The 23,600-nt window shown below is 67.0% G+C and carries 24 protein-coding genes and 1 other RNA gene; 11 read left to right on the plus strand and 14 right to left on the minus strand.

Going from position 1 to position 23,600, the window contains the following annotated elements:
- Positions 1 to 150 precede the first annotated feature (150 nt).
- Together A5681_RS07145 and A5681_RS07150 are read left to right on the plus strand one after the other, a co-directional pair.
- Positions 151 to 618 carry a glucose-6-phosphate dehydrogenase gene (locus A5681_RS07145; RefSeq protein WP_067271310.1) on the plus strand — a complete coding sequence of 156 codons (468 nt, stop codon included), beginning with the start codon at positions 151 to 153 and terminating at the stop codon, positions 616 to 618.
- Between the two features lie 132 nt (positions 619 to 750).
- Complete coding sequence (locus tag A5681_RS07150; protein ID WP_067271314.1) at positions 751 to 954, plus strand: hypothetical protein; 204 nt, start codon at positions 751 to 753, stop codon at positions 952 to 954.
- Positions 955 to 1,125: 171 nt separating this feature from the next.
- Here the strand turns inward: A5681_RS07150 and A5681_RS26370 are convergent, their stop codons facing one another.
- The 12 genes from A5681_RS26370 to prfB all read right to left on the minus strand — a co-directional run bounded on the left by A5681_RS26370 (position 1,126) and on the right by prfB (position 11,317).
- Positions 1,126 to 1,770, minus strand: a complete 645-nt coding sequence (locus A5681_RS26370) for a cutinase family protein (protein WP_419866297.1) — start codon at positions 1,768 to 1,770, stop codon at positions 1,126 to 1,128.
- 324 nt (positions 1,771 to 2,094) lie between these two features.
- Positions 2,095 to 2,462, minus strand: a transfer-messenger RNA (tmRNA) gene (gene ssrA / locus A5681_RS07155).
- A gap of 90 nt (positions 2,463 to 2,552) precedes the next feature.
- Positions 2,553 to 3,398 (minus strand): maleylpyruvate isomerase family mycothiol-dependent enzyme, encoded by an 846-nt coding sequence (locus A5681_RS07160; RefSeq protein WP_067271318.1) that lies wholly within the window; start codon positions 3,396 to 3,398, stop codon positions 2,553 to 2,555.
- An 18-nt stretch (positions 3,399 to 3,416) separates the two neighbouring features.
- Complete coding sequence (locus A5681_RS07165; RefSeq protein ID WP_067271321.1) at positions 3,417 to 4,454, minus strand: tetratricopeptide repeat protein; 1,038 nt, start codon at positions 4,452 to 4,454, stop codon at positions 3,417 to 3,419.
- A 6-nt stretch (positions 4,455 to 4,460) separates the two neighbouring features.
- Entirely contained in the window at positions 4,461 to 5,708 is a 1,248-nt protein-coding gene (locus tag A5681_RS07170) for an ATP-binding protein (RefSeq protein WP_067271324.1), read from the minus strand.
- A gap of 54 nt (positions 5,709 to 5,762) precedes the next feature.
- Positions 5,763 to 6,608 carry an EamA family transporter gene (locus A5681_RS07175; RefSeq protein WP_331710635.1) on the minus strand — a complete coding sequence of 282 codons (846 nt, stop codon included), beginning with the start codon at positions 6,606 to 6,608 and terminating at the stop codon, positions 5,763 to 5,765.
- Positions 6,605 to 7,114, minus strand: a complete 510-nt coding sequence (smpB, locus tag A5681_RS07180; RefSeq protein ID WP_067271331.1) for an SsrA-binding protein SmpB — start codon at positions 7,112 to 7,114, stop codon at positions 6,605 to 6,607. Before smpB ends, A5681_RS07175 begins: the two co-directional genes overlap by 4 nt.
- A 2-nt stretch (positions 7,115 to 7,116) precedes the next feature.
- Entirely contained in the window at positions 7,117 to 8,010 is an 894-nt protein-coding gene (ftsX, locus tag A5681_RS07185; protein ID WP_067271333.1) for a permease-like cell division protein FtsX, read from the minus strand.
- Positions 8,011 to 8,700 (minus strand): cell division ATP-binding protein FtsE, encoded by a 690-nt coding sequence (gene ftsE, locus A5681_RS07190; RefSeq protein ID WP_067271337.1) that lies wholly within the window; start codon positions 8,698 to 8,700, stop codon positions 8,011 to 8,013.
- A 43-nt stretch (positions 8,701 to 8,743) separates the two neighbouring features.
- Positions 8,744 to 9,229 carry a hypothetical protein gene (locus A5681_RS07195; protein WP_067271340.1) on the minus strand — a complete coding sequence of 162 codons (486 nt, stop codon included), beginning with the start codon at positions 9,227 to 9,229 and terminating at the stop codon, positions 8,744 to 8,746.
- Entirely contained in the window at positions 9,226 to 10,221 is a 996-nt protein-coding gene (locus A5681_RS07200; protein WP_067271344.1) for a mechanosensitive ion channel family protein, read from the minus strand. Before A5681_RS07200 ends, A5681_RS07195 begins: the two co-directional genes overlap by 4 nt.
- Positions 10,211 to 11,317: a peptide chain release factor 2 gene (prfB, locus tag A5681_RS07205; protein WP_067271347.1), complete on the minus strand. Its 1,107-nt coding sequence runs from the start codon at positions 11,315 to 11,317 to the stop codon at positions 10,211 to 10,213. Before prfB ends, A5681_RS07200 begins: the two co-directional genes overlap by 11 nt.
- 162 nt (positions 11,318 to 11,479) lie before the next feature.
- Here prfB and A5681_RS07210 point away from each other — a divergent pair, with 162 nt between their 5' ends.
- Positions 11,480 to 12,847 carry an FAD-dependent oxidoreductase gene (locus tag A5681_RS07210; RefSeq protein WP_067271350.1) on the plus strand — a complete coding sequence of 456 codons (1,368 nt, stop codon included), beginning with the start codon at positions 11,480 to 11,482 and terminating at the stop codon, positions 12,845 to 12,847.
- Positions 12,848 to 12,998: 151 nt separating this feature from the next.
- On the opposite strand, the gene A5681_RS07215 is transcribed toward A5681_RS07210, so the two are convergent.
- Positions 12,999 to 13,328 carry a hypothetical protein gene (locus A5681_RS07215; protein ID WP_067271354.1) on the minus strand — a complete coding sequence of 110 codons (330 nt, stop codon included), beginning with the start codon at positions 13,326 to 13,328 and terminating at the stop codon, positions 12,999 to 13,001.
- A gap of 33 nt (positions 13,329 to 13,361) precedes the next feature.
- Between A5681_RS07215 and hisN the strand changes: the two genes are divergently transcribed.
- From hisN to A5681_RS07230, 3 genes are all read left to right on the plus strand, one after another.
- A complete protein-coding gene (gene hisN / locus A5681_RS07220) occupies positions 13,362 to 14,150 on the plus strand; it encodes a histidinol-phosphatase (protein ID WP_067271358.1) in 789 nt (262 codons plus the stop codon).
- 85 nt (positions 14,151 to 14,235) lie between these two features.
- Complete coding sequence (locus A5681_RS07225; protein ID WP_067271360.1) at positions 14,236 to 15,645, plus strand: acyl-CoA dehydrogenase family protein; 1,410 nt, start codon at positions 14,236 to 14,238, stop codon at positions 15,643 to 15,645.
- A gap of 32 nt (positions 15,646 to 15,677) precedes the next feature.
- The gene (locus A5681_RS07230; RefSeq protein ID WP_067271363.1) at positions 15,678 to 16,883 is read left to right on the plus strand and encodes an acyl-CoA dehydrogenase family protein; all 1,206 of its coding nucleotides are present in this window, start codon (positions 15,678 to 15,680) and stop codon (positions 16,881 to 16,883) included.
- A 76-nt stretch (positions 16,884 to 16,959) separates the two neighbouring features.
- Here A5681_RS07230 and A5681_RS07235 read toward each other — a convergent pair whose 3' ends face one another.
- Positions 16,960 to 17,817, minus strand: a complete 858-nt coding sequence (locus A5681_RS07235) for an oxidoreductase (protein ID WP_067271366.1) — start codon at positions 17,815 to 17,817, stop codon at positions 16,960 to 16,962.
- Positions 17,818 to 17,839: 22 nt separating this feature from the next.
- On the opposite strand from A5681_RS07235, the gene A5681_RS07240 reads away from it, so the two are divergent.
- The 5 genes from A5681_RS07240 (at position 17,840) to A5681_RS07260 (ending at position 23,569) form a co-directional block, all read left to right on the plus strand.
- Positions 17,840 to 18,838 carry an acryloyl-CoA reductase gene (locus A5681_RS07240; protein ID WP_067271369.1) on the plus strand — a complete coding sequence of 333 codons (999 nt, stop codon included), beginning with the start codon at positions 17,840 to 17,842 and terminating at the stop codon, positions 18,836 to 18,838.
- Positions 18,839 to 18,860: 22 nt separating this feature from the next.
- Entirely contained in the window at positions 18,861 to 19,832 is a 972-nt protein-coding gene (locus tag A5681_RS07245) for an NADPH:quinone oxidoreductase family protein (RefSeq protein WP_067271371.1), read from the plus strand.
- 252 nt (positions 19,833 to 20,084) lie between these two features.
- On the plus strand, positions 20,085 to 21,176 hold the full coding sequence (locus tag A5681_RS07250; protein WP_067271374.1) for a homogentisate 1,2-dioxygenase: 1,092 nt from the start codon (positions 20,085 to 20,087) through the stop codon (positions 21,174 to 21,176).
- Between the two features lie 3 nt (positions 21,177 to 21,179).
- Entirely contained in the window at positions 21,180 to 22,361 is a 1,182-nt protein-coding gene (locus A5681_RS07255; RefSeq protein WP_067271377.1) for an alpha/beta hydrolase family protein, read from the plus strand.
- The gene (locus tag A5681_RS07260; RefSeq protein ID WP_067271379.1) at positions 22,358 to 23,569 is read left to right on the plus strand and encodes a CaiB/BaiF CoA transferase family protein; all 1,212 of its coding nucleotides are present in this window, start codon (positions 22,358 to 22,360) and stop codon (positions 23,567 to 23,569) included. Before A5681_RS07255 ends, A5681_RS07260 begins: the two co-directional genes overlap by 4 nt.
- Positions 23,570 to 23,600: the final 31 nt, after the last annotated feature.

Below are 23,600 nucleotides of genomic sequence, written 5' to 3' on the forward strand. Positions count from 1 at the left end.
CGACACCGGACCAGAAGCGAGACTTTCTGGCCAGGTGCGTGGCCGACTCGGGTAGGTGATCGAAGCGGCGCCGCGGCCGCAAAATTCCCGGCGCTCAGCGGACGGTACGGGCGCACAATTGAGGTGTCGGTCCAAAACCTGGGAGCTGCGATGACCGAGCAACTGCACGACTTCTTCGGTGAGATCTTCCAACGGTTCTTCAGACTCGCCATCGACGCATATCCGCGGACGGGTGGAGCACTCGTCGACAGGTTGTTCGCTCTGTCTGACGACGTTCCCGACAGATTGACACAGACCCGGTGCGCCGCGACGGCATGGGCTAAAGCCGAAACGCCGAACGCCGTGATCACCTCGGAACTGTTCGTGATCACCCAGCACGGGCTGATGTATGCCGCGGGGTTGAACCAGTCGCGCCGAGCGCTGTATTACCTGGCCACCCCGCCCGCATTGTTCGATCCATTCGTCGATCAGGTCGATATCGCCGAACCGCATCAGGGCGCGGTTGTCGCGGTGGACAGCCGGTTGGGCCGCGACCTCACGTCCGCACATCCGATGGACGCCGCCCTGCGCCGGATACTCGATGAGCACTTGGCGCTGCGGGTGGATCTGACCGCGTGACCGTGCAATCTCCTTGGTTCGCTGTGACTTTGGATCTGCTCACCGTGCGCTCACGCTCAACGCATGCCCTGATCGGCCTGGCTGTTAGCTCAACCGACGGCTTTGCCGTTGCCCACGACGATAGGTGGCTACATGACCGACGATGACGGCTGGATCGACGAGATCGAGGAACAGATAGAGCGGTATTTGGAGGACAATTTCCCGGACGGCCTGCACATCCCCGCCGAGGTCAGCGAGGACGAGAAGGTGCAGGCGGTTCAAGAGCAGCTCAGCGAGGCCGGCTTTAACTGTCCCGACGACACGGCCCGCGAAATCGTGCGCAGATTGGACAAGTAGCCGCCGCCTAGCACTCCTGGTCGGCGACGATGTCCGTCGCGCTCAACTATCCGAGACATCGGAATGTTTTGTCGTGGAGCTGCCGGGAATCGAACCCACCACCGAAATCGCGCTGACCGCGACGTGCCGATGGTTCATCGGAGCGCAGCGGCGGAGACGACCGCTTCGGCTCTACAAGCGGCCCGCGGCGAATGTCGCTGCCTGATTTGTCATTCCCGACTGAATGTACTGACCATGTGGCGCCATGTTCACACCGCGCGTGCAAATCGGATCCCCGGGCATGCACATGTCGATTGTTTTCGCGACGTAAAGCGGGCCAATGGTGGGAAGCGCGCCGGCTGCCATTGCCCGCGCGAATGTGCCTGATGCTGACGGATTTCCGAAGACAGCGACGGCGGCGACATGATCGGCGACCCCTGGTGGCATCTGCGTGGTGATTACGTCGACCACGGCCGCACCCTGGGAGTACCCACCGAGGACCATCCTGGTGTTGGGACAGTTCGCCGCCATGGACTCGGCATGAGCGCTCGCGTCGTTGGCACCGGCAGCGATGGAACTACGGAAATCGTTGGTGGCAGGGTAGTTGACCGGATATACGCTGACAGCCCTCCGTCCTACCTGCGAACGCAGGGAATCAACAAAAGACTGTCCGACCCCCCCGACGCCAGGAGGCTCGGATGTGCCCCGGGCGAACACCACGTCGACGTCGGAGCAGGGAGCCGCGGTAGCGGATGGCAGGGACGAGGCATCGGCCAGTAGCGCCCAAGATGCAACGACAGCCGCACGGAGCAGACCAGAAATCGGATGTGCGGTCACGGCGTGCATAGCATGTTGTCGCTTCGAAGGGGGTTTGGGAACGACCCTTTGGGCCGCCTTAATGGCCCGGGCGCGCCGGTCCGACGATGAAAGCTCATGGTGGTTGCCCTTGGTGTGGTCGCCGCCTGGTCGGCAGCTCTCACAGTTGGGAGCAACGGGGCGGGTCCCAGGGGACACTTTTTCCGCAGCCGGCGTCAGCGTCGTGCACGTAGGTGCCCCACCCCACGTGTCGCCGCGCCGAATGCGCCCCAAGGTGAGCTCAGGCGATCGATGTTGATGAAAAGAAGACTGGCCAGACCTTGGCGGCTCTGACCAGCCAGTTACCGGTGGAGCTGCCGGGAATCGAACCCGGGTCCTACGGCATTCCCTCAAGACTTCTCCGTGCGCAGTTCGCTATGCCTCTACTCGGATCTCCTGGTCACGCGAACCAGCCAGGATGACGATCCCAGTCGCTGTTGGTGTCCCGATGAGTCCCGCGACCGAACTCATCGGTTGATCCCTCTAGCTGACGCCAGGCTCCGGGTCGAGGGCTTTCCCGGTCTGACGGACTAGCTGTCGCTTAGGCAGCGAGAGCGTAGTCGCGCTGATGTGAATCGGCGCTTAATTGGTTGCAACGACGCTTACGGTGGTCTCTTGCCTGCACCGGCACGCTTCCCTTGATTCGATGCGCGAAGTCGAAACCGTTCAGCCCCTCGCATCCCCGCCGATTTTCGGCAGGACAATTCATGGTACTCGGGTATCAACGCGCGACAACGAAGTAATCTTCCCCGTCCGTGCTGCGATCAGATCACGAAGTTCAGGTGCTCGACGACCTGGGCGGCCACGTCCTTGTCACCGCCGAGGTCGACGGATTGCGACCGGGCGCGGCACATGGGCCGGCCGCCGGCCAGCCGGGTGAACTGCAGGCCGTCCAGCCGGATCGTCACGGTCGGCTCCTGGCCACCGAAGTCGTCGACCAGCTGGGCCCGGCCATTGACGCTGACGCGGATGTCGCGGGACAGCGGGCCGGTCAGCTCGAACAGCACCCGCGAGCCCTCGGGCGCCTTGGCCCGCTTGCCCACCACGTAGCCCATCGTCGCGGCGATCTCGTCGAGCGAAAGTTCGGACGCGGGGCCGGCAAGCTGATCGGCGGACGACGGCCACCGCAGCGCCTCCCGGATGTCCTGCTCGTGCATCCAGCAGTCGAACACCCGGACGCGCATGAACCGCCCGTAGGTCTCCGGGCCCACCGGCGTCACGGTCACGGCGTCCCAGTCCTCGTCGGACATGCCCGTGAGCGCCGCGCGCCGGTCGTCGGTGACGTCCTTGAATCGTTTGAGCACGTCCCCGCCCGATTCCGCGCTCAGGTAGCGCACCCAGCACTCGTTCATCGCGCCGATGTCGTTGCGGACGTGGTCGAGCGCCGAGACGTCGATGTCGGGTTGCGGCGCGGGGACGCCGGCCAGGAACGACTCGGTACCGATCATGTGCGCCACCAACGCCTTGACGTCCCAGCCGGGCAGCGGGCTGGCCGCCTCCCACTCCGCCTCCGGCAACCCGTCCAACAGCGCGGTGATGTCGTCCCACACCGCGAACAGACCCGCGAGCACTTCGGACTTGTCGAGCTTGGTGACAGGGCGATCGGCCATGGTCGGATAGTAGGCCGATCATTTCCCGATCAAGAGCCCGATCCGGATAATGACCAGGGCGCTGACGGCCAGCAGTCCGCCGACAACCACCATGACCGGTGGCCCGGGGTAAACGGCGACCCAGCCGCCGGCAACGACCGCCAGCGATGCGTGAGCGATGCGGAGCGTGGTGAAGGGTTGCTCGCGCAAAACGGAGAAGATTACGTGCCGGGGCAACGTACGCAACAACCAGTGCAACACGGCAATCAATCCGACGGTCAGTATTCCGACGAGCACTCGTAGCACCGCGGCCGAGTGGCGCGCGTCGTTCACCCCGGCGGCGCAAGCCAGAAGCACACCCAGAATCCCGGCGCCGATAGTCACGGCGATGAACAGCCGTTGCAGCACCACGCCGATGTTTCTGCGCATGACGTGCCCGTACGCCGGGTTGCTCCGTGCGGCGCCGAGGAAGCCCTTCAGGGCGCGACCGATTTTGAGACGCTGCAACCGGTGGATGGCCAGTTCGTTGAGTGCGTCGGCATTGTCGGGATCCAGCTCCAACGCCGCCCGAAACGATGCGTGGGATTCGGCCCCGCGCTTGAGGTCCCGCAGGATCGAACCGCGCAGAATGAGGGCATCGACGCTTTGCGGATCCAGTCGCAACGCCATGTCTATCACGGTTAGCGCCGAACGCGATTGCCTCGATTTGTGCAGCAAGCGTGCGTACAGCCGAAGGGGCTCAGGCCTATTGGGGTGAGTCGTGACCGTCCGCCAGGCCATCCACAGGGCGTCGCGCTCGCGTGCGAGGTTATATAGCGACGACGCATACAACCGCATGGCGAATTCGTCTTCGGGCGCGCCGGCCAGGGACGCGTAGGCGCTACGAGCCGCCTGCCAGTGGTTGCCCAGCGCGAGTTCGGCGCGCGCATAATTGGCCAGCAAGACAGGGTCATCGGGGTGGTTTCCCAGCGACCGGCCCACGACCTCCCGCGCGCTTTCGTATTTGCCGGCGTCGAAGTATGCATCGGCGAGGGCGACGACCTGGTCGATGCTGCCGAGGCCGGGCTCCGAGGTCACTGGCGACTACCGAAACTTCCTGCGGCGCATGTACTTCGCCAACTCGTCGTACGTGCCGTCACTGTTGGCGAATTCGACCACATTGCGTGCGGTTTCAAACCAGGGCCCAGTGCTGGGCCGGATCTGGGCGAGGGCGTTGTCGATGTCGGCCATCAGCACCGGCCGCACCTGGCCGCTGCGCATCGAATCCGACATCGCCAGCTGCGTGGCGATCTCGCACACGTAGGCCAGGTCGGCGCCGGAGAAGCTTTCGGTGCGGTTGGCGATCGTGTTGAGGTCGATACCGGACACGGGCCGGTCCTGCAGGTGCGATCGCACGATGCCCGCCCGGGCTCCGACGTCGGGCAGGCCGACGAAAATCATCCGGTCGAATCGGCCCGGCCGCCTCAACGCCGGGTCGACATCCCAGGGTGCGTTGGTGGCGCCCAGCACGTACACCCCGTCGTTGACCGACCCGGCGGAATCCATCTCCTCCAGCAGCGTGTTCACCACCGGCCGCATCCCCGAGCTACCGCTCAAGTTCGAGCGCCGGTGGCCCAGCGCGTCCACCTCGTCGAAGAAGAGCACGCAGGGCGCGTTGCGCCGGGCGGTGTCGAACACGGAGCGGATGCTGCGTTCGCTGTCGCCGAACCAGTGGTGCAGCACGTCGGCGATTCCCACCTGGTAGAAGTTCGCGCCCAGCTCACCCGACACGGCTTTGGCGATGAACGTCTTGCCGCAGCCTGGCGGGCCGTACAGCAGCAGCCCGCCGCGCGCGGTCACCTTGTACGCCTTCATCAGCTCGGGATTGCGGATCGGGCCGAGCAGCGAGAGTTCCAGCTGGCGTTTGACGTCCTCCATGCCGGCGACGTCGTCCAGCCCGACGCGGACGCGCTGCACGACGTCGAAGTCGTCTTCGTTGACGGTGTCCGGGGGCCGGTCGACGAACGCGGGCTCGATGATGTCGGCGACTTCGCGTTCGGCGCTCGACCAGTCGAATCCCTCTTTGCCGGCGGACGGCTCGACTCCCGGCGCCGAACCTTCCGACGGCGGCGCGCCCAGCGCCGCGCTGCACCGCTGCAACAGGCTCAGCGCCTGGGCATTGCCCGGTTGCTGGGTCAGTGCCGTACTGCAGTGAGCCAGCGCCTCGGCATACCGCCCGCTGTCGGCCAGCAAACCGGCCAGATGCAGCCGCAACTCGATGACATCGGGGCTGCGTTCCACGGCGCCCGACAACTCCCGGATGACCGGGTCCTCGGTATCGGATGCCCCCACCGTCGTCTCCCCGCGTATGACTGCTGGCAGCCCAATACTAAAGGGCCGCAACCGTCAGCTGGCGGCGATCATGGCCACCGAACCCATGGCCATCACCATGCCGAACCCCTGCCAACGCGTCAGCCGCTCGCGCAGCACCACCATCGCCAGCACGACCGTGGCCGCCGGATAGAGGGAGATCAGGATGCTGGCCAACGAGAGCAACCAGGTATGCAGGGCCAGCAGCATGGTCACGTTGGCGCAGATGTCCAGCACGGCCACCGCCAACGCGAGCTTCAACGGCTTCCCGCGCGGCGCCCGCAGGTTGTCGCTGGCCGCGGCCATCACAAAGATCACGACGGTGGCCGCGAGGCGGGCGAAGACCAGCGGCCACAGTTTGCACGCGTGCGGCGCCTGGTGCAGAAACACCAGGTTCAGTCCCATCGCCGAGCCGGCGAGCAGCGTGAGCCACGCCACCTTCGGGGTGAATCGATAGGGCGTGACGCCTTGGGCGCCGGCTTCCCGGCTCACCAGCATGACCGCGATGAGAGCCAGCACGACGCCCACCGAAGCACCCGGCCCCGGCCGCTCCCCCAGCGCCACTCCGACCGCGACGGGCACGGCCGCGTTGAGCACCGCCGCCAACGGTGAGACGACCGAGATCGGCCCGGCGCCCAGGGCGGCGAAGAACGCCCACATGCCGACCGCCATTCCGACGCCGTAGAGACAACCCCAGAAGACGGCGCCGCGCGAGATCGGCCCGCCCACGGCGAGGGCCAATGCGCCCAGCAAGAATGTCTCGACCGGATAGACCACCAGCATCACGCGCAGCGCGGCAACCCGTCGAGCGGCTACACCGCCCACGAAATCGCTGACGCCGTAGGTAACGGCAGACAGCTGGGCGTAAGCGGCCCCGATCAGTTCATGCCCTTGGCTCGGCGACCCAATTCACGGACCACTTCGCGCTGGGCATCGCGGCGGGCCATGTCCTGACGTTTGTCGTGAGCTCGCTTGCCGCGCGCTAAAGCGAGCTCCACCTTGACCTTTCCTTCGGAGAAATACAGAGACATCGGCACGAGGGCGAGGTTACCATCTCGTATCTTTCCAACCAGGCGGTCGATTTGTTGCCTATGTAACAACAACTTTCGGTTGCGACGTGGCTCATGGTTGGTCCAGCTACCGTGCTGATACTCGGGAATGTACAAGTTGCGCAACCACACTTCGCCGTCGTCGACGGTTGCGAAAGCGTCCGTCAGGGACGCATGGCCCTCGCGCAGGCTCTTCACCTCGGTGCCCTGTAAAGCCACCCCGGCCTCGAACTCTTCGAGGATCGAATAGTTGTGCCGCGCTTTGCGATTGGTGGCAATGATCTGTTTGCTGCCGCGCTTGCCGCCCGCCCCCTTGGCCCGGCCGGTATCTTTCGCCACAGCTACCGCCGGATGTAGAGGCGCAGCGTCGCGTAGGAGGTCAGGCCGGCGATCGACACGCCGAGCAGGAACAGCCACGGCGAGATGTAAAGGATGTCGGCGTAGTCGACCTTGGCGATCAAATGCGCTTGGTAGAACTGACTCAGCGCGTTGTCCAGGAACCACGCTCGCACCAGAACCAAGCCGACGATCGCGATGGCGACACCGATGGCCGCGGCCAACATCGCCTCCACCAGGAACGGCAGCTGGGTGTACCAACGGCTGGCGCCGACCAACCGCATGATCTGGATCTCCGTGCGCCGCGTGTGCGCGGCGACCTGGACCATGTTGGCAATCAGCAGGATCGCCCCGATGGCCTGCACCAGGGCGACGGCGAACGCGGCGTTGCGCAGACCGTCCAGCACGGCGAATAGCCGGTCTATCAAATCCTTTTCGTTGAGGATGCTGCGCACGCCGGGCTGGCCCTGCATCGCGGCGTCGAACTCCGCGTGCTGCTCCGGGTTGTTCAGTTTGACGATGAACGACGCGGGAAACGACTCCTTGCCCGCCACGTCCTTGAACTCCGGGAACTTCTTGATCGCGTCGTTGTAGGCGTCCTGCCGGTTGACGAAACGCACCGATTTGACGTCTTGGCGGGCGTCGATCTTGTCCCGCAACACTTTACACGGGCCGGACCCGCACGTCGGGTCGTTGGCGGAGATGTCGTCGGTGAGGAACACCTGCGTCTCCACGCGGTCGAGGTAGATCTCCCGCGAGTTGTCGGCCAACCGCACCACCAGCAGACCGCCACCGAACAGGCCGATCGAGATGGCCGTGGTGAGGATCATCGCCGCCGTCATCGTGACGTTGCGACGGAGCCCGGTCAGGACCTCGTTGAACAGGAAGCCAAAGCGCACTTAGCGGTCCATCCCATAGATGCCGCGCTGCTCGTCGCGAACCAGCCGCCCCAGAGACAACTCCACGACGCGCTGACGCATCGAGTCGACGATGTGGTGGTCGTGCGTCGCCATCAGCACCGTCGTTCCCGTGCGGTTGATCCGCTCCAACAAATCCATGATGTCCTTACTGGTGTCTGGGTCGAGATTGCCAGTCGGCTCGTCGGCCAGCAGAACCAGGGGGCGGTTGACGTACGCGCGCGCGATCGCCACGCGTTGCTGCTCGCCGCCGGACAACTCGTGGGGCAGCCGGTTGGCTTTGCCGGACAGGCCGACCGTTTCGAGCACCTCGGGCACCACGCGGTTGATCGCGTCGGCCCGCCGGCCGATCACTTCCAGCGCGAAGGCGACGTTCTCGTACACGGTCTTCTGCTGCAACAGGCGGAAGTCCTGAAACACGGTTCCGATCACCTGGCGCAGCTTCGGAATGTGACGACCGCGCAGCTTGTTGACGTGGAACTTCGACACCCGGATGTCACCGGTGGTGGGGTTCTCCTCGCCGAGCAGCAACCGCATGAACGTCGACTTGCCGGAACCCGACGGGCCGATCAGGAAGACGAACTCACCCTTGTCGATTTTGACGTTGACGTCCTCTAACGCCGGACGGGCCGACGCTTTGTACTTCTTGCTGACATGGTCAAGGGTGATCATCACGGCACGCCAGTGTAGCCGTGAATTTCGCTGGCAAGCCAAGTCAACTGGCCGGTGGCGGCGAACTAGGCGCCGGTCCGGGCCCCGGCTGCGGTAGCTGAGGCGGCGATGTGGGCGTGCTCGTGCTGGACGGGCAGAAGGGCGCCGGCAACAGGCACGGCAGCTGCGGCAACCCCGGCGGCGGGGTGGTCGTGGTCGTCGTCACGGGCGGTGGTGGTGGCGGTGGCGGCGGCGTGCTCGTCGGGGTCGGCGTGTAGGTGACGGTCGCCGGCGGCTGCTGCACGCGACTGCGCGGCACCCAGGTGTAGTTGGGGTCGGGGACGAAACCGGGCGGCACCACCTGCTGGGCGGGCGGCTTGGGCGCCGGTTCCGGGCGGTAGGTGTCATAGACCCACCACACGACGAAGAAGGCGACGATCAGCACCAGGGTCGAGGTGCGGACCCGCCCGCCGAACATGTATTTCGGCCAGCGATGATCCGCATCCGAGTCTTCGCTGCGCTTTTCGAAGATGCTCAGGGTGAATTTCAACGCTTCTGCACCGCACCTTGGACGTCGTCGTCGATTCGGTCCTCGGCCGCCCGGGCCGCCGGGATGGACGGGTCTTCGACCAGGCCCACCGTCGCGTCCGCGGCGGTCATGATGCCGGCGCGGGCCAGCGCCCGGATGACCAGGACGCGCAGCTGCCGCCCGGCCTCGAACTGCTTACCGGGCAGCGTCCGCGCCACCAGACGCAGGGTGACGGTGTCGACCTCGATGCTCTCCACGCCCATGACGGTGGGCGCGTCCAGCAGCAACTCGCCCAGCACCGGGTTTTCCATCGCGTGGTCGCATTCCTGGTGCAAGACCTCGTAGACCCGGTTCAGGTCGGCGCTGGTGGACACCGGGATGTCCACCACCGCACGGGCCCAGTCCTTGGACAGGTTCACCACCTTGACGATCTGCCCGTTGGGGATGGTCAGCACCTCGCCATCCGGTGAGCGCAGCCGGGTCACCCGAAGCGTCACGTTCTCGACGGTGCCGCTGGCCTCCGTCGAGGAGACCACGGTGAGGGTGACCAGGTCACCGAAGCCGTACTGGCGCTCCGCCAGAATGAAGAAGCCGGACAACAGGTCCCTCACCAGCTGCTGCGCGCCGAAACCCAGGGCGGCGCCGACCACGGTGGCCGGCGCGACCAGTCCCCCGACCGAGAACTGCAGCACGTCGGCGATCTGCATGATCACCCAAATGCTGATGAGAACCACCGAGACCCACGAGATCACCGAGGCCATGGCCTGGCGGTGCTTGGTGGCTTCTGAGCGCACCAGCGCATCACTTTCGGCGAATCCCACGTTGAGCTGACGGGTGACCTGCTGCGCCACCCAGTTGACGAACCGGGCCGCCAGCACCGCCACGATCAGCACCATCACGATCCGCAGACCGCGGGTGATGATCCACTGCCCGATGTCGCCGCGCCAAAATTCGTGCCAGCCGAGCGCCCTCGTCAGGGCGGTCGAGGCAAGAGGAGTTGTGTTAGTCGTCATCTTTTCGGTTGCGCCACCGGATTCCCGCTTCCAGGAATCCGTCGATGTCCCCGTCCAGGACGGCAGCCGGATTGCCGACCTCGTACTCGGTCCGCAGATCCTTGACCATCTGATACGGGTGCAGCACGTAGGAGCGCATCTGGTTGCCCCACGAACTGCCGCCTTCGCCTTTCAACGCGTCCAGCTCCGCGCGTTCTTCGGAACGCTTGCGCTCCAACAACTTTGCCTGAAGCACGCGCATCGCCGAAATCTTATTCTGCAGCTGCGATTTTTCGTTCTGGCAAGTTACGACGATACCCGTTGGGATGTGGGTTAAACGAACCGCCGAGTCGGTGGTGTTCACCGATTGCCCGCCGGGCCCGCTGGAGCGGTAAACGTCAACGCGCACATCGCCTTCCGGGATGTCGATGTGATCCGTGGTGTCCACCACGGGAAGTACCTCGACTTCGGCGAACGAAGTCTGGCGTCGATTCTGGTTGTCGAACGGGCTGATCCGCACCAACCGATGGGTGCCCTGCTCGACGGACAACGTGCCGTAGGCGAACGGGGCGTGCACGGCGAACGTCGCGCTCTTGATGCCCGCCTCCTCAGCGTAGGAGGTGTCGAACACTTCGACCGGGTACTTGTGCTGCTCGGCCCACCGGATGTACATCCGCATCAGCATCTCGGCCCAGTCGGCCGCGTCCACCCCGCCGGCACCCGACCGGATGGTGACCAGCGCCTCCCGCTCGTCGTACTCACCCGAGAGCAGCGTGCGCACCTCGGTGGCTTCTATATCGGCCCGCAGCGCCTTCAGCTCGGCGTCCGCCTCGGCGAGCGCGTCCGCGGCGCCTTCCTCGGCCGCCAGCTCGTAGAGCACCGGCAGATCGTCGAGGCGACCGCGCAGCTCCTCGACGCGGCGCAGCTCCCCCTGGGCGTGGGACAACTCGCTGGTCACCCGCTGGGCGCGGGCCTGGTCGTCCCACAGTTGGGGATCGGACGCCTCGTGCTCGAGCTTCTCGATGCGGCTGCGCAGACCGTCGACATCGAGCACCCGCTCCACCGTGGTCAGGGTGGAGTCGAGGGCGGCGATGTCGGCTTGACGGTCGGGTTCCACAGCGGACAACGTTACCGGGACGTTCCAAGCGCCCCGGCTCCCGGCGAGTGCTCGGGCCACGACCAGCGGTCATGCGTTTAGCATCGAGTCACGATCATGTGCACCCCGCGCTGCGCGCCGACAGCCCCCGCGCGCTAACCGGGCACGAATAGAAGGTCGAGTATGCGCCCATACCACGTTGCCATCGTCGGCTCCGGACCGTCCGGGTTCTTCGCCGCGTCCTCCTTGCTCAAAGCGGCCGACGCGGCCGAAGACATCGAGGTAGCGGTCGACATGCTGGAGATGCTGCCGACCCCCTGGGGGCTGGTGCGCTCCGGCGTCGCGCCCGACCACCCGAAGATCAAGTCGATCAGCAGGCAGTTCGAGAAGACCGCCGAAGATCCCCGGTTCAGATTCTTCGGCAATGTGGTGGTCGGCGAGCACGTGCAGCCCGGCGAGCTGTCCGAACGGTATGACGCGGTGATCTACGCCATCGGCGCCCAATCCGACCGGTCGTTGAAGATTCCCGGCGAGGACCTGCCCGGCAGCATGGCCGCGGTGGAATTCGTGGGCTGGTACAACGCCCACCCGCACTTCCAGGAACCCGGTCCCGACCTGTCGGGTGCCCGGGCCGTCGTCGTCGGCAACGGCAACGTCGCCCTCGACGTCGCCCGCATCCTGGTGACCGATCCCGACGTGCTCGCACGCACCGACATCGCCGATCACGCCCTGGATTCGCTGCGGCCGTGTGGCGTGGAGGAAGTGGTGATCATCGGGCGGCGCGGGCCGCTGCAGACCGCGTTCACCACGCTGGAGTTGCGCGAATTGGCAGATCTGGAGGGGGTCGACGTGATCGTCGACCCGGCGCAGCTGGACGGCATCACCGCCGACGACGAGGCCGCCGCGGACAAGACGACGAAGCTGAACATCAAGGCGTTGCGCGATTACGCCACGCGGGAACCACGGCCCGGCCATCGTCGGATCGTGTTCCGGTTCATGACTTCGCCGATCGAGATCAAGGGCGACGGCAAGGTGGAGAGCATCGTCCTCGGCCGCAACGAGCTGGTCACCGACGACAGCGGCCGGGTGTCCGCCAAGGACACCGGCGAGCGCGAGGAGCTGCCGGTCCAGCTGGTGGTGCGGTCGGTCGGCTACCGCGGTATGCCCACGCCCGGGCTGCCGTTCGACGACAAATCCGCGACCATCCCCAACACCGGCGGCCGGGTGGAGGGCAGCCGCAACGAATACGTCGCCGGATGGATCAAGCGCGGGCCGACCGGCGTCATCGGCACCAATAAGAAGGACTCCCAGGACACGGTCGACACCCTGATCGCCGATCTGGGTCGCGCGAGAGAAACCGGCCTACCGGACTTCCCCGACGATCACGCCGACCAGCTGGCCGACTGGCTGGCCTCACGCCAGCCGAAGCTGGTCACCTCCGCGCACTGGGAGATCATCGACCGTCATGAGCGCGCGGCCGGGGAGCCGCACGGGCGTCCGCGGGTCAAGCTGCCCAACCTGGCCGAGCTGCTGCGGATCAGTCACGGCTGACAACCCCGTCAGCCGGGCATGCACGCAGGCGGCCGGGGCCGGGAACGCCTCTCTCCCAGAGGCATTGGCGCCGAAGCGGTTCAACGGCTTTCGCTATCAGCCAGGCATCTGATGAGCGCCACCCGCCCACCCGCGGCCGGATGACGGAACGCTAGACCGGGGGCGGCTCGGACGGGGCGAACTTCCAGTTGTCCGGGTTCTTCGGCGAATACACCACCGGAAACAGCTGGCCCATGGTCGGCCAGTGCTCGACGTCGACGGCCATGCGCTGATAGACCGCGTGCTCGCTGACCGTCGGACCGTTGATCACCCCGGCGATGGTGACGAATTGCTCGCCCGCGGCATCCGGTCGCGGGCTCACGCCGGTCACCAGCAGCGTGCCGTTCAAGAGGTCCCCACGCGGGCCGCGCGGGAGGAACCGCTGAGCAAGAGCGACCGCCAGGACGGCCAGCAGCAGGATCAGGACTCCGAATTCCCACACCCCGCCATCGTAGGGCCGTGGTAGGACTGCGTCATGAGTCGGGACGATCTGACGCTGGCGCTCACGCTCGCCGACCGCGCGGACGCGCTGACCTCCGCCCGGTTCGGCGCGCTGGACCTGCGCGTAGACACTAAGCCCGACCTGACCCCGGTCACCGACGCGGACCGCTCGGTGGAGACCGAGCTGCGCCAGGTGCTCGGGCGCGAACGGCCGCAGGACAGCATCCTCGGCGAGGAATTCGGCGGCGCCGCCGTTTTCACCGGCCGGCAGTGGATCATCGATCCCATCGACGGCACCAAGAACTTCGTGCGCGGCGTACCGGTGTGGGCCAGCTTGATCGCGTTGCTCGAAGACGGTGTGCCGGTGGTCGGCGTCGTGAGCGCGCCGGCGCTGCAGCGCCGGTGGTGGGCCGCTCACGGCCTGGGCGCGTTCGTCGCCGTCGACGGCGCACCGCCGCGGGCGCTATCGGTTTCGTCTGTGGCGCAACTTGATTCGGCTAGCCTGTCCTTCTCCAGCCTGTCCGGCTGGGCCGAGCGCGGCCTGCGTGACCGCTTCATCGGGCTCACCGACGCGGTATGGCGAGTGCGTGCCTTCGGCGACTTCCTGTCCTATTGCCTGGTGGCCGAGGGGGCGGTCGACATTGCCGCCGAACCCGAGGTGTCGGTGTGGGACCTCGCCGCCCTCGACGTCCTCGTGCGCGAAGCGGGCGGAAAGATGACCGGCCTCGACGGCGTCGCGGGGCCGCACCGCGGCAGCGCCGTGGCGACCAACGCGACACTGCACGAACTCGTGCTTCGCGCCCTCGACGCCGGCGGTCTGTGAATTAGTTAACAAGTGTTCTCTGTGATCTTACTCCGGAGTAAGATAGCCTTGTTCGCACTGCCCCGACTAACTACAGGCTGCCGACATGACCGACACTGGTTCCGGTTCAACAAAAGCGTCCAAATCCGCCCGCTCCGGTCGCAAACGGAAAGACCATGAGAGCGCGGTAGGGCTGCAACACCACAAGCGCACGGGCGTCGACATCGCCATCGCGCTACTCACCCCGCTCATGGGCCAGGAGTTCCTGGACAAGTACCGTCTGCGCGATCCGGTCAACCGGGGGCTGCAGTACGGCACGAAGACCGTCTTCTCCACCGCGGCCGCCACCTCCCGGCAGTTCAGGCGGCTACAGAATCTGCGCGGCGGGCCCACCCGGCTGAAGTCGAGCGGCAAGGACTACTTCGACCTGACGCCCGACGACGAGCAGCAGATGATCGTCGAAACCCTCACCGAATTCGCCGAAGAGGTGTTGCGGCCCGCGGCGCCCGACGCCGACGAGGCGGCGACCTACCCGGCCGACTTGATCGCCAAGGCCGCCGAGTTGGGCATCACCGCGATCAACATCCCCGAGGACTTCGACGGCATCGCCGCGCACCGGTCCAGCGTGACCAACGTGCTGGCGGCCGAGGCGCTCGCCTACGGCGACATGGGTCTCGCGTTGCCGATCCTGGCCCCGGGGGGCGTGGCCGCGGCACTGACGCACTGGGGCAGCGCGGACCAGCAGGCCACCTATCTGCACGAGTTCGCCGGCGAGAATGTCCCGCAGGCCTGCGTCGCGATCGCGGAGCCGCATCCGCTGTTCGACCCCACCCAGCTGAAGACGACCGCGGTGCGCACACCGAGCGGCTACCGCCTCGATGGCGTGAAGTCGTTGGTGCCGGCGGCGGCCGACGCCGAGCTGTTCATCGTCGGCGCGCAGCTGGACGGCAAGCCCGCCCTGTTCATCGTCGAATCGTCGACGAAAGGCCTTGCGGTCAAGGCGGATCCGAGCATGGGCATCCGCGCGGCGGCGCTGGGCCACGTGGAGCTCTCGGGCGTTTCAGTGCCGCTGAGCGCGCGGCTCGGTGAGGACGAAGCGACCGACGACGACTATTCGGAGGCCGTCGCGCTGTCCCGGCTGGGCTGGGCGGCGCTGGCGGTCGGCACCTCGCACGCGGTCCTCGACTACGTGGTGCCCTACGTGAAGGAGCGCGAGGCCTTCGGGGAGCCGATCGCCCATCGTCAGGCCGTCGCGTTCATGTGCGCCAACATCGCGATCGAACTGGACGGGCTGCGGCTGATCACGTGGCGGGGCGCCGCCCGCGCCGAGCAGGGCCTGCCCTTCATCCGCGAGGCGGCGCTGGCCAAGCGATTGGGCGCCGACAAGGGCATGCAGATCGGCCTCGACGGCGTGCAGCTGCTCGGCGGCCACGGCTTCACGAAAGAGCACCCGGTCGAGCGCTGGTACCGCGACCTGCGGGCCATCGGCGTGGCCGAGGGCGTCGTCGTCATCTAAGTCGTCATCCAACTCGAGCCGAAAGACCAATCATGGCAATCAATCTGGAACTGCCCCGCAAGCTGCAAGCGGTGGCTGTCAAGACTCATCAGGGCGCCGCGGAGTTGATGCGGCCGATCGCCCGCAAATACGACCTGGCCGAACACGCCTACCCGGTCGAACTCGACACGCTGTACAACCTGTTCGCCGGTGCTTCGGAGTCCATCGAATTCGCCGGGGCCGACAACCTGGGCGATGAGAACAAGGACCGGGACCAAAACCACAACGGTGCCAACATGGCGGCGCTGCTGCAGACCCTCGAGGCCTGTTGGGGCGACGTGGCGATGATGTTGTCCGTCCCCTATCAGGGCCTGGGCAACGCGGCCATCTCCGCGGTCGCCACCGAAGAACAGCTGGAACGGCTGGGCAAGGTGTGGGCGGCGATGGCCATCACCGAGCCGGGCTTCGGGTCCGACTCGGCGGCCGTGTCGACCACGGCGAAGCTGGACGGCGACGAGTACGTGATCAACGGCGAAAAGATCTATGTCACCGCCGGTTCGCGGGCCACCCACATCGTGGTATGGGCCACGCTGGACAAGTCGCAGGGGCGCGCGGCCATCAAGTCGTTCATCGTGCCGCGCGAGCACCCCGGCGTGACGGTCGAACGGCTCGAACGCAAGCTCGGCATCAAGGGCTCCGACACCGCGGCGATCCGGTTCGACAACGTCCGGATCCCAAAGGAGAACCTGCTGGGCAACCCGGAAATCGAAGTCGGCAAGGGCTTTTCCGGCGTGATGGAGACCTTCGACAACACCCGGCCCATCGTGGCCGCCATGGCGATCGGCGTCGCACGGGCCGCCCTGGAAGAGATCCGCAAGATCCTCACCGAGGCCGGCGTGGATATCTCGTACGACAAGCCGTCGCACGTCCAGAGCGCCGCGGCCGCCGAGTTCCTGCGGATGGAGGCCGACTGGGAGGCCGCCTACCTGCTCGCGCTGCGCGCCGCGTGGCAGGCCGACAACAAGATCCCCAACTCCAAAGAGGCGTCGATGAGCAAGGCCAAGGCCGGCCGCATGGCCAGCGACGTCACCCTCAAGACGGTCGAATTGGCCGGAACAGCAGGCTATTCCGAGCAATCAATGCTGGAGAAATGGGCGCGCGACTCCAAGATCCTGGACATCTTCGAGGGCACCCAGCAGATCCAGCAGTTGGTGGTCGCCCGCCGCTTGCTGGGCCTGTCGTCGGCCGAGCTCAAATAGCGACCGTTTGCGCCGAACGTGCAACCATGGCGAAAATTCGGCGATTTCTTCGCCCTGAGTGCACGTTCGGTGAAACTTAGGCGCCGACCGCGTCGAGCCGCTCTCGGGCCTCGTCGTCGAATTCGATCGAGGCGGCGTCCAGGTTTTCCTCCAGGTGCCGCACCGACGAGGTGCCGGGGATCAGCAACACGTTGGGCGCCACGCCCAGCGTCCACGCCAGCGCGACCTGCGCCGGCGTGCGGCCCAGCCGCTCGGCCGTTTCGGTGATCAGCGGGTGCGTGAGCACGGGGTTCGGCTGCACGAAGGCGGCCCCCAGCGGAAAGAACGGAACGAACGCGATCCCGCGGGCCGTGCACTCCTGCAGGACGGGTGCCGATTCGCGGTCGACGAGGTTGAATGCGTTTTGCACACAAGCGATTTCGGTCCGCTCCAGAGCGTGCAGCAGGTGATCGCGGTTGACGTTGCTCAGCCCGATCCCGCCGATCAGCCCCTCGTCGCGGGCTTCGATCATCACCGACAACTGGTCGTCGAACAGTTGATCCGGGCCGTCGCTTTCGAACACGCGCAGGTTGACCGCGGCCAGTTGGTCGACGCCGAGCGTGCGCAGGTTGGTCTCGATGTCGCGGCGCAGGTCGGCCGGCTCGTCGACGGGTAACCAGGCGCCCTGGTCGTCACGCCGGCCGCCGACCTTGCTCACCAACGCCAAGTTCTCCGGATAGGGATGCAGGGCCTCGCGGATGAGCTCGTTGGCGACGTCGGGGCCGTAGAACTGGGCGGTGTCGATGTGGTCGACACCGAGTTCGACCGCTCGCCGCAGCACGGCGAGCGCCTCGTCGCGGTCCCGCGGCGGGCCGAAGACGTTGGGGCCCGGCAACTGCATGGCGCCGAAGCCCACCCGGGAGACCGAAAAGCGACCGAGTGGAAAGGAATCCATACGGTGAGGTTAGCGTCGAAGCATGGACACGTTTCAAGCGCTCGTCGCCCGCGAAGATGGTGACCGGATAACCGCCTCGGTCGAGACTTTGAGCCCCGCCGACCTGCCACCCGGTGAGGTGACGATCCGGGTGCTCTATTCGAGCGTCAACTACAAGGACGCGCTGGCGCTGACCCCGGGTGGTGGCGTGGTGCGCAGCTACCCGGTGGTGCCCGGCATCGACCTGACCGGCGAGGTCGTCGAATCCGACTCACCGGACTTCACCGTCGGCCAGCAGGTGTTGGCCCACGGATACCAGATCGGCACCGGCCACCACGGCGGCTACGCCGAATACGCGCGGCTGCCGGCCGACCAGGTCGTCGCGCTCGGCGCGCTCAGCCCGCACGAGGGCGCCGCGATCGGTACCGCCGGCTTCACCGCCGCGATGAGCGTGCAGGCGCTGATCGACTGGGGCGTCGAACCCGGCGCCGGCTCGGTGGTCGTCACGGGCGCCTCCGGCGGGGTGGGCTCGGTCAGCGTGGACCTGTTGGCCGCCGCGGGCTACCGGGTGGTGGCCTCGACCGGCAAGCAAGGGGCGGCCGGGCTGCTGAAAGAGCTTGGCGCCGCCGAGGTTATCGGCAGGCTGCCCGAGGACCCCGAGGCCAAGCCGCGGCCGTTGGCCAAGGCGCGGTGGTCGGCCGCGGTGGATTGCGTGGGCGGCGCAACGCTGGCCGACGTGCTCAGCGCCGTCGACTACGGTGGGGCGGTCGCCGCAAGCGGGCTGACCGGCGGTCCGGCGTTGCGCACCACGGTGATGCCGTTCATCCTGCGCGGGGTCGCCCTGCTGGGCATGGATTCGGTGCAGATGCCGATCGGGCGGCGCCGCAAACTGTGGGCGCTGCTGGGCGATTCGTTGCGGCCGCGTCACCTCGACCTGCTCACCAGCGACGTCGACATCAAGGATGTCGTCGATGTCCTGGATCAGGTGCGCGAAGGCAAGTTCACCGGGCGGGCCGTGGTGCGGGTCGCCGGTGGATTTTGAGTCGGCAGTAGGCTGACCGACCATGCGTGCTGCGCGGGTGACTCGGCTTGATGGTCCGGACGCGATCGAGGTGGCGGAGATCGACGAACCGTCGGGTGACGGTGTCGTCGTCGAGGTGCACGCCGCCGGCGCCGCCTTCCCCGACGCGCTGCTCACCCGGGGCCTCTACCAGTACCGCCCCGAGCCGCCGTTCGTGCTGGGCGCCGAGATCGCCGGCGTGGTGCGCTCGGCGCCGGACGGCGCGCACGTGCGCGCCGGGGACCGGGTCGTCGGGCTGACGATGCTGTCCGGCGGGATGGCCGAAGTCGCGATCCTGCAACCCGACCGGGTGTTCAAGCTGCCCGACAACGTGAGCTTCGAGGCGGGCGCCGGGCTGCTGTTCAACGACCTGACGGTGTACTTCGCGCTGACGGTGCGGGGCCGGCTGGCCCAGGGCGAGACGGTGCTGGTGCACGGCGCCGCCGGCGGCATCGGGACGTCGACGCTGCGGCTGGCGTCGCTGCTCGGGGCGTCACGCACCATCGCGGTGGTCAGCACGGAGGACAAGGCGAACGTCGCGACGGCCGCCGGCGCCACCGACGTGGTGTTGGCCGACGGGTTCAAGGACGCCGTCAAGGAGCTCACCGGCGGTCGCGGTGTCGACGTCGTACTCGACCCGGTCGGCGGCGACCGGTTCACCGATTCGTTGCGCTCGCTGGCGCCGGGTGGGCGGCTGCTGGTCGTCGGCTTCACCGGTGGCGATATCCCCACGGTCAAGGTGAACCGGTTGCTGCTCAACAACATCGACGTGGTCGGGGTGGGCTGGGGCGCCTGGACGGCCACGCATCCGAACGCGCTGGCCGAGCAGTGGGCCGGGCTCGAGAAGCTGCTCAGCTCGGGCGAGTTGGCGGCCCCCACCCCCGAGGTCTACCCGCTTGAGGAGGCCGCCGCGGCGGTCGCATCGCTGGAGAACCGCACCGCCAAGGGGAAAGTCGTGGTCCGCGTCCGCGACTGACGACTTCACACCCGCACCACCCGCCCCCGCCGAAGACGGTATCGGCTGTTTGCCCGCCTTCGAGCGACAACGGGACCCTGGCGGGCGCGCGGCCGGTTTGTCGCTGTGAGGCGGGCACCTCGGATGCCCTTCCCGGCCCTGGACGCGTGTGGCACATGTGACCGACGAGGACTGCCCCCGCCCTTGTGCCGTCCAGAAACAAAAAGTAATGTCACTTTCAGTTTCAGCCCAGCCAGCCCCCGGGGGTAAGCCATGGAATCCTTCGTCCACATGCGAAAAGGCACGACGCCGCGTCGCCTGCACGCCGACCTCGACGGGTTGAAGGACGACGAGCTCGGCCGCGGCGGATTCACCGGCCGCACCGCGAACCTCTACCGCCGCCACGACCCCACCGCCTACCGGTCGGTCGGCCCGCTCCGCCCCGTCGACGTGCTCGCAGACCAGCTCAAGCCCGCCGACGCCACCGACGCCAACGGCGGTCCCCTGCTCATGTTCAGCAACCCCGACTGCCGAATCCTGTTGAGCCGGCGCCACGAACCGATGCCGTTCTACGTCCGCCATGTGGACGGCGACCTGCTGTGCTTCGTGCACCGGGGCGCCGGCCTGCTCGAAACCGAGTTCGGGCCGCTGCGCTACTCCGAGGGCGACTGGATCTACCTGCCGAAGGCCTGCACCTGGCGCCAGGCGCCGGATCAGCAGACGACGCTGCTCATGGTCGAGGCGACCGACGAGTTTCGGGTGCCGCCACCCGGGCCGCTGGGCCGGCACTTCCCGTTCGACCCGTCCCAGGCCACCATTCCCGACCCGGCACCCATCGACGATGACGGGCGCGAGGAATACGAGGTCCGGCTCGTGCATGAGGGCGGCCCGACAACGCTGTTCTACCAACACAATCCGCTCGACGTCGAGGGCTGGCGCGGCGACAACTTCGCGTTCATCTTCAACATCGCCGACTACAACGTGGTCACCTCCGACAGCGTGCACCTACCGCCGACGGTGCACCTCTTCATGCAGGCCACCGGCGTTTACGTGATGAACTTCCTACCCAAGCCCGCCGAAGGCGTGGCCGGCACCGAGCGCACGCCGTGGTACCACCGCAACGTCGACTACGACGAGATCGCCTTCTTCCACGGCGGCTCCCTCTACGGCATCCCGATGCCGCCCGGCCTGATTTCCCATGCGCCGCAAGGCGTTCACCACGGCGCACCGGAAAAGGCGCGGGAACGGGCGCGCCGCAAGTTCGACGAGTACTCCCGCGTCGATTGGCAAGTGATCGCCGTCGACACCCGCCGGCGCCTGACCCCGTCGGCCGAAGTGCTGGCGCACGACCTAGGACAACACTGAACCATGACGACCCGCCACGAATACGACCGAATCCCCTATCTCGTTGCTTTCCAAAACGATTCCGGTGTCCGCGACGTCTACGGCGGCCTGGCCGAGATCACCGTGCTGGAGAGTTACCTGCTCAAGCCGAAAGACAAGCCGTCGGACACCGTGCTGGTGTTCATGCACCCGATCGGCGGCGGCGCCTACCTGCCGATGATCAACGCGCTGGCCCGGGCCGGCCACCACGTCATCTACTGCAACAGCCGGTTTCGTGGGACCGACTCGGCGCTGCTGATGGAGAAGGTGGTCGAGGATCTCGGCGAGTGCATCAAGGACGCCAAGAAGCGGCTGGGCTACACCAAGGTGGTGCTGGCCGGGTGGAGCGGTGGCGGCTCGCTGTCGATGTTCTACCAGCAGCAGGCCCAGCACCCGACCATCACGTCGAGCCCCTCGGGCGACGGCCCCGACCTGACCGCCCTGGACCTGCCCGCCGCCGACGGCGTCATGCTGCTCGCTGCGCACATCAGCCGGCACGGCACGCTGACCGAATGGCTCGACGCGTCGATCCTCGACGAATCCGACCCGACCAAGCGCGATCCCGAGCTGGACCTGTACAACCCGGACAACCCCAATCAACCGCCATACAGCCAAGAATTCCTGGCCCGCTACCGCAACGCACAGGTGGCGCGGAACCGGCGCATCACCGCGTGGGTCAAAGACAAGCTCGCCGAGCTGAAGGCGGCCGGCCGCGCGCAGGACGAGTTCTGCTTCGTCGTGCACGGCACCATGGCCGACCCGCGCTGGCTGGACCCGACCGTCGATCCCAACGAACGCACCCCGGGAACCTGCTACCTGGGGGATCCTCAAGTGGTGAACATGAGCCCGGTCGGATTGGCCCGCTTCTCCACCTTGCGCGGCTGGCTCTCACAATGGAGTTACGACGACGCCCGCGGCGACGGCGTGGCCTGCGGGCCCGACATCGCGGTCCCGGCGCTGGTCATCGGTAATCTGGCCGACGACGCCTGCACACCCAGCCACACCCGACGGCTCTTCAACGCGATCGGGCACCATGACAAGGAGATGCACGAAATCCCCGGTGCGACACACTATTACGCGGGTCCCGACCAGCGCGACAAGCTGCGTGCGGCCGTCGATGTCGTCACCGACTGGCTGGTCCGTCACGACTTCGCGGGCAAAGAATGAGCGCACCGGCGACGGGATCGCTGGACGGCGTCCGGGTGCTGGAGCTGGGCACGCTGATCGCGGGCCCGTTCGCCGGCCGGTTGCTGGGCGACATGGGTGCCGACGTCGTCAAGGTCGAGCCGCCCGGAGCCCCGGACCCGTTGCGCACCTGGGGGCAGGCCGAGGTCGACGGGGAGCACGTGTTCTGGACGGTGCACGCCCGCAACAAGAGAGCCATCACCCTCGACTTGCGCAAGCCCCGTGGCCGTGAGCTGTTCCTGGACCTGGTCGCCAAGTCCGACATCATTGTGGAGAACTTCCGGCCCGGGACGCTGGAGAAGTGGGACCTGGGTTACGACGTGCTCAGCGCCCGCAACCCGGGCATCATCCTGGTCCGGGTATCGGGTTACGGGCAGACGGGCCCCGACGCGCACAAGGCCGGCTACGCCTCGGTGGCCGAGGCGGCGAGCGGCCTGCGCCACCTCAACGGTTTCCCCGGCGGACCGCCGCCCCGGCTCGCGCTCTCGCTCGGCGACACCCTGGCCGGCATGTTCGGCGCTCAGGGCGCGCTGGCCGCGCTCTACCGCCGCAGCGTCACCGGGCGCGGCCAGGTGGTCGACGTCGCCCTCACCGAATCCTGTTTGGCCGTACAGGAATCCACCATCCCCGACTACGACGTTGCTGGCGTGGTGCGCGGACCGTCGGGCACCCGGCTCGACGGCATCGCGCCGTCGAACATCTACCGCAGCGCCGACGGCTCGTGGGTGGTGATCGCCGCCAACCAGGACACCGTCTTCGTCCGGCTGTGCAAGGCGATGGGTCGCCCGGAGCTGGCCACCGACGACCGGTTCGCCACGCACGGCGCGCGCGGACGCAATCAGGACGAGCTCGACGGGATCATCGGCGCGTGGGCCGCGGAACGCCAGCCCGGGGACATCATCGAAACCCTCAGCGCCGCAGGGGTGATCGCCGGGCCGATCAACACGGTCGCGGAGGTGGTCGACGATCCGCAGCTCCGCGCCCGCGGCATGCTGGTCGAACACTTCGACGAAAGAATCGGGCGCAACGTGCTCGGGCCGGGCATCGTGCCGGTGCTCTCCGAATCCCCGGGTGGCCTGCGCAACGCCGGGCCCGCGCGTCCGGGCCAGCACAACGACGAGGTCTACATCGGGCTGCTGGGCAGGACCGCCGAGGAACTCGCGGAGTTGCGCGCGGAGGAGGTGCTGTGACGCACCGGCGACGATCCAGTAGGGGCACCTC

The organism is Mycobacterium scrofulaceum, assembly GCF_001667885.1.
Taxonomy (GTDB): domain Bacteria; phylum Actinomycetota; class Actinomycetes; order Mycobacteriales; family Mycobacteriaceae; genus Mycobacterium; species Mycobacterium scrofulaceum_C.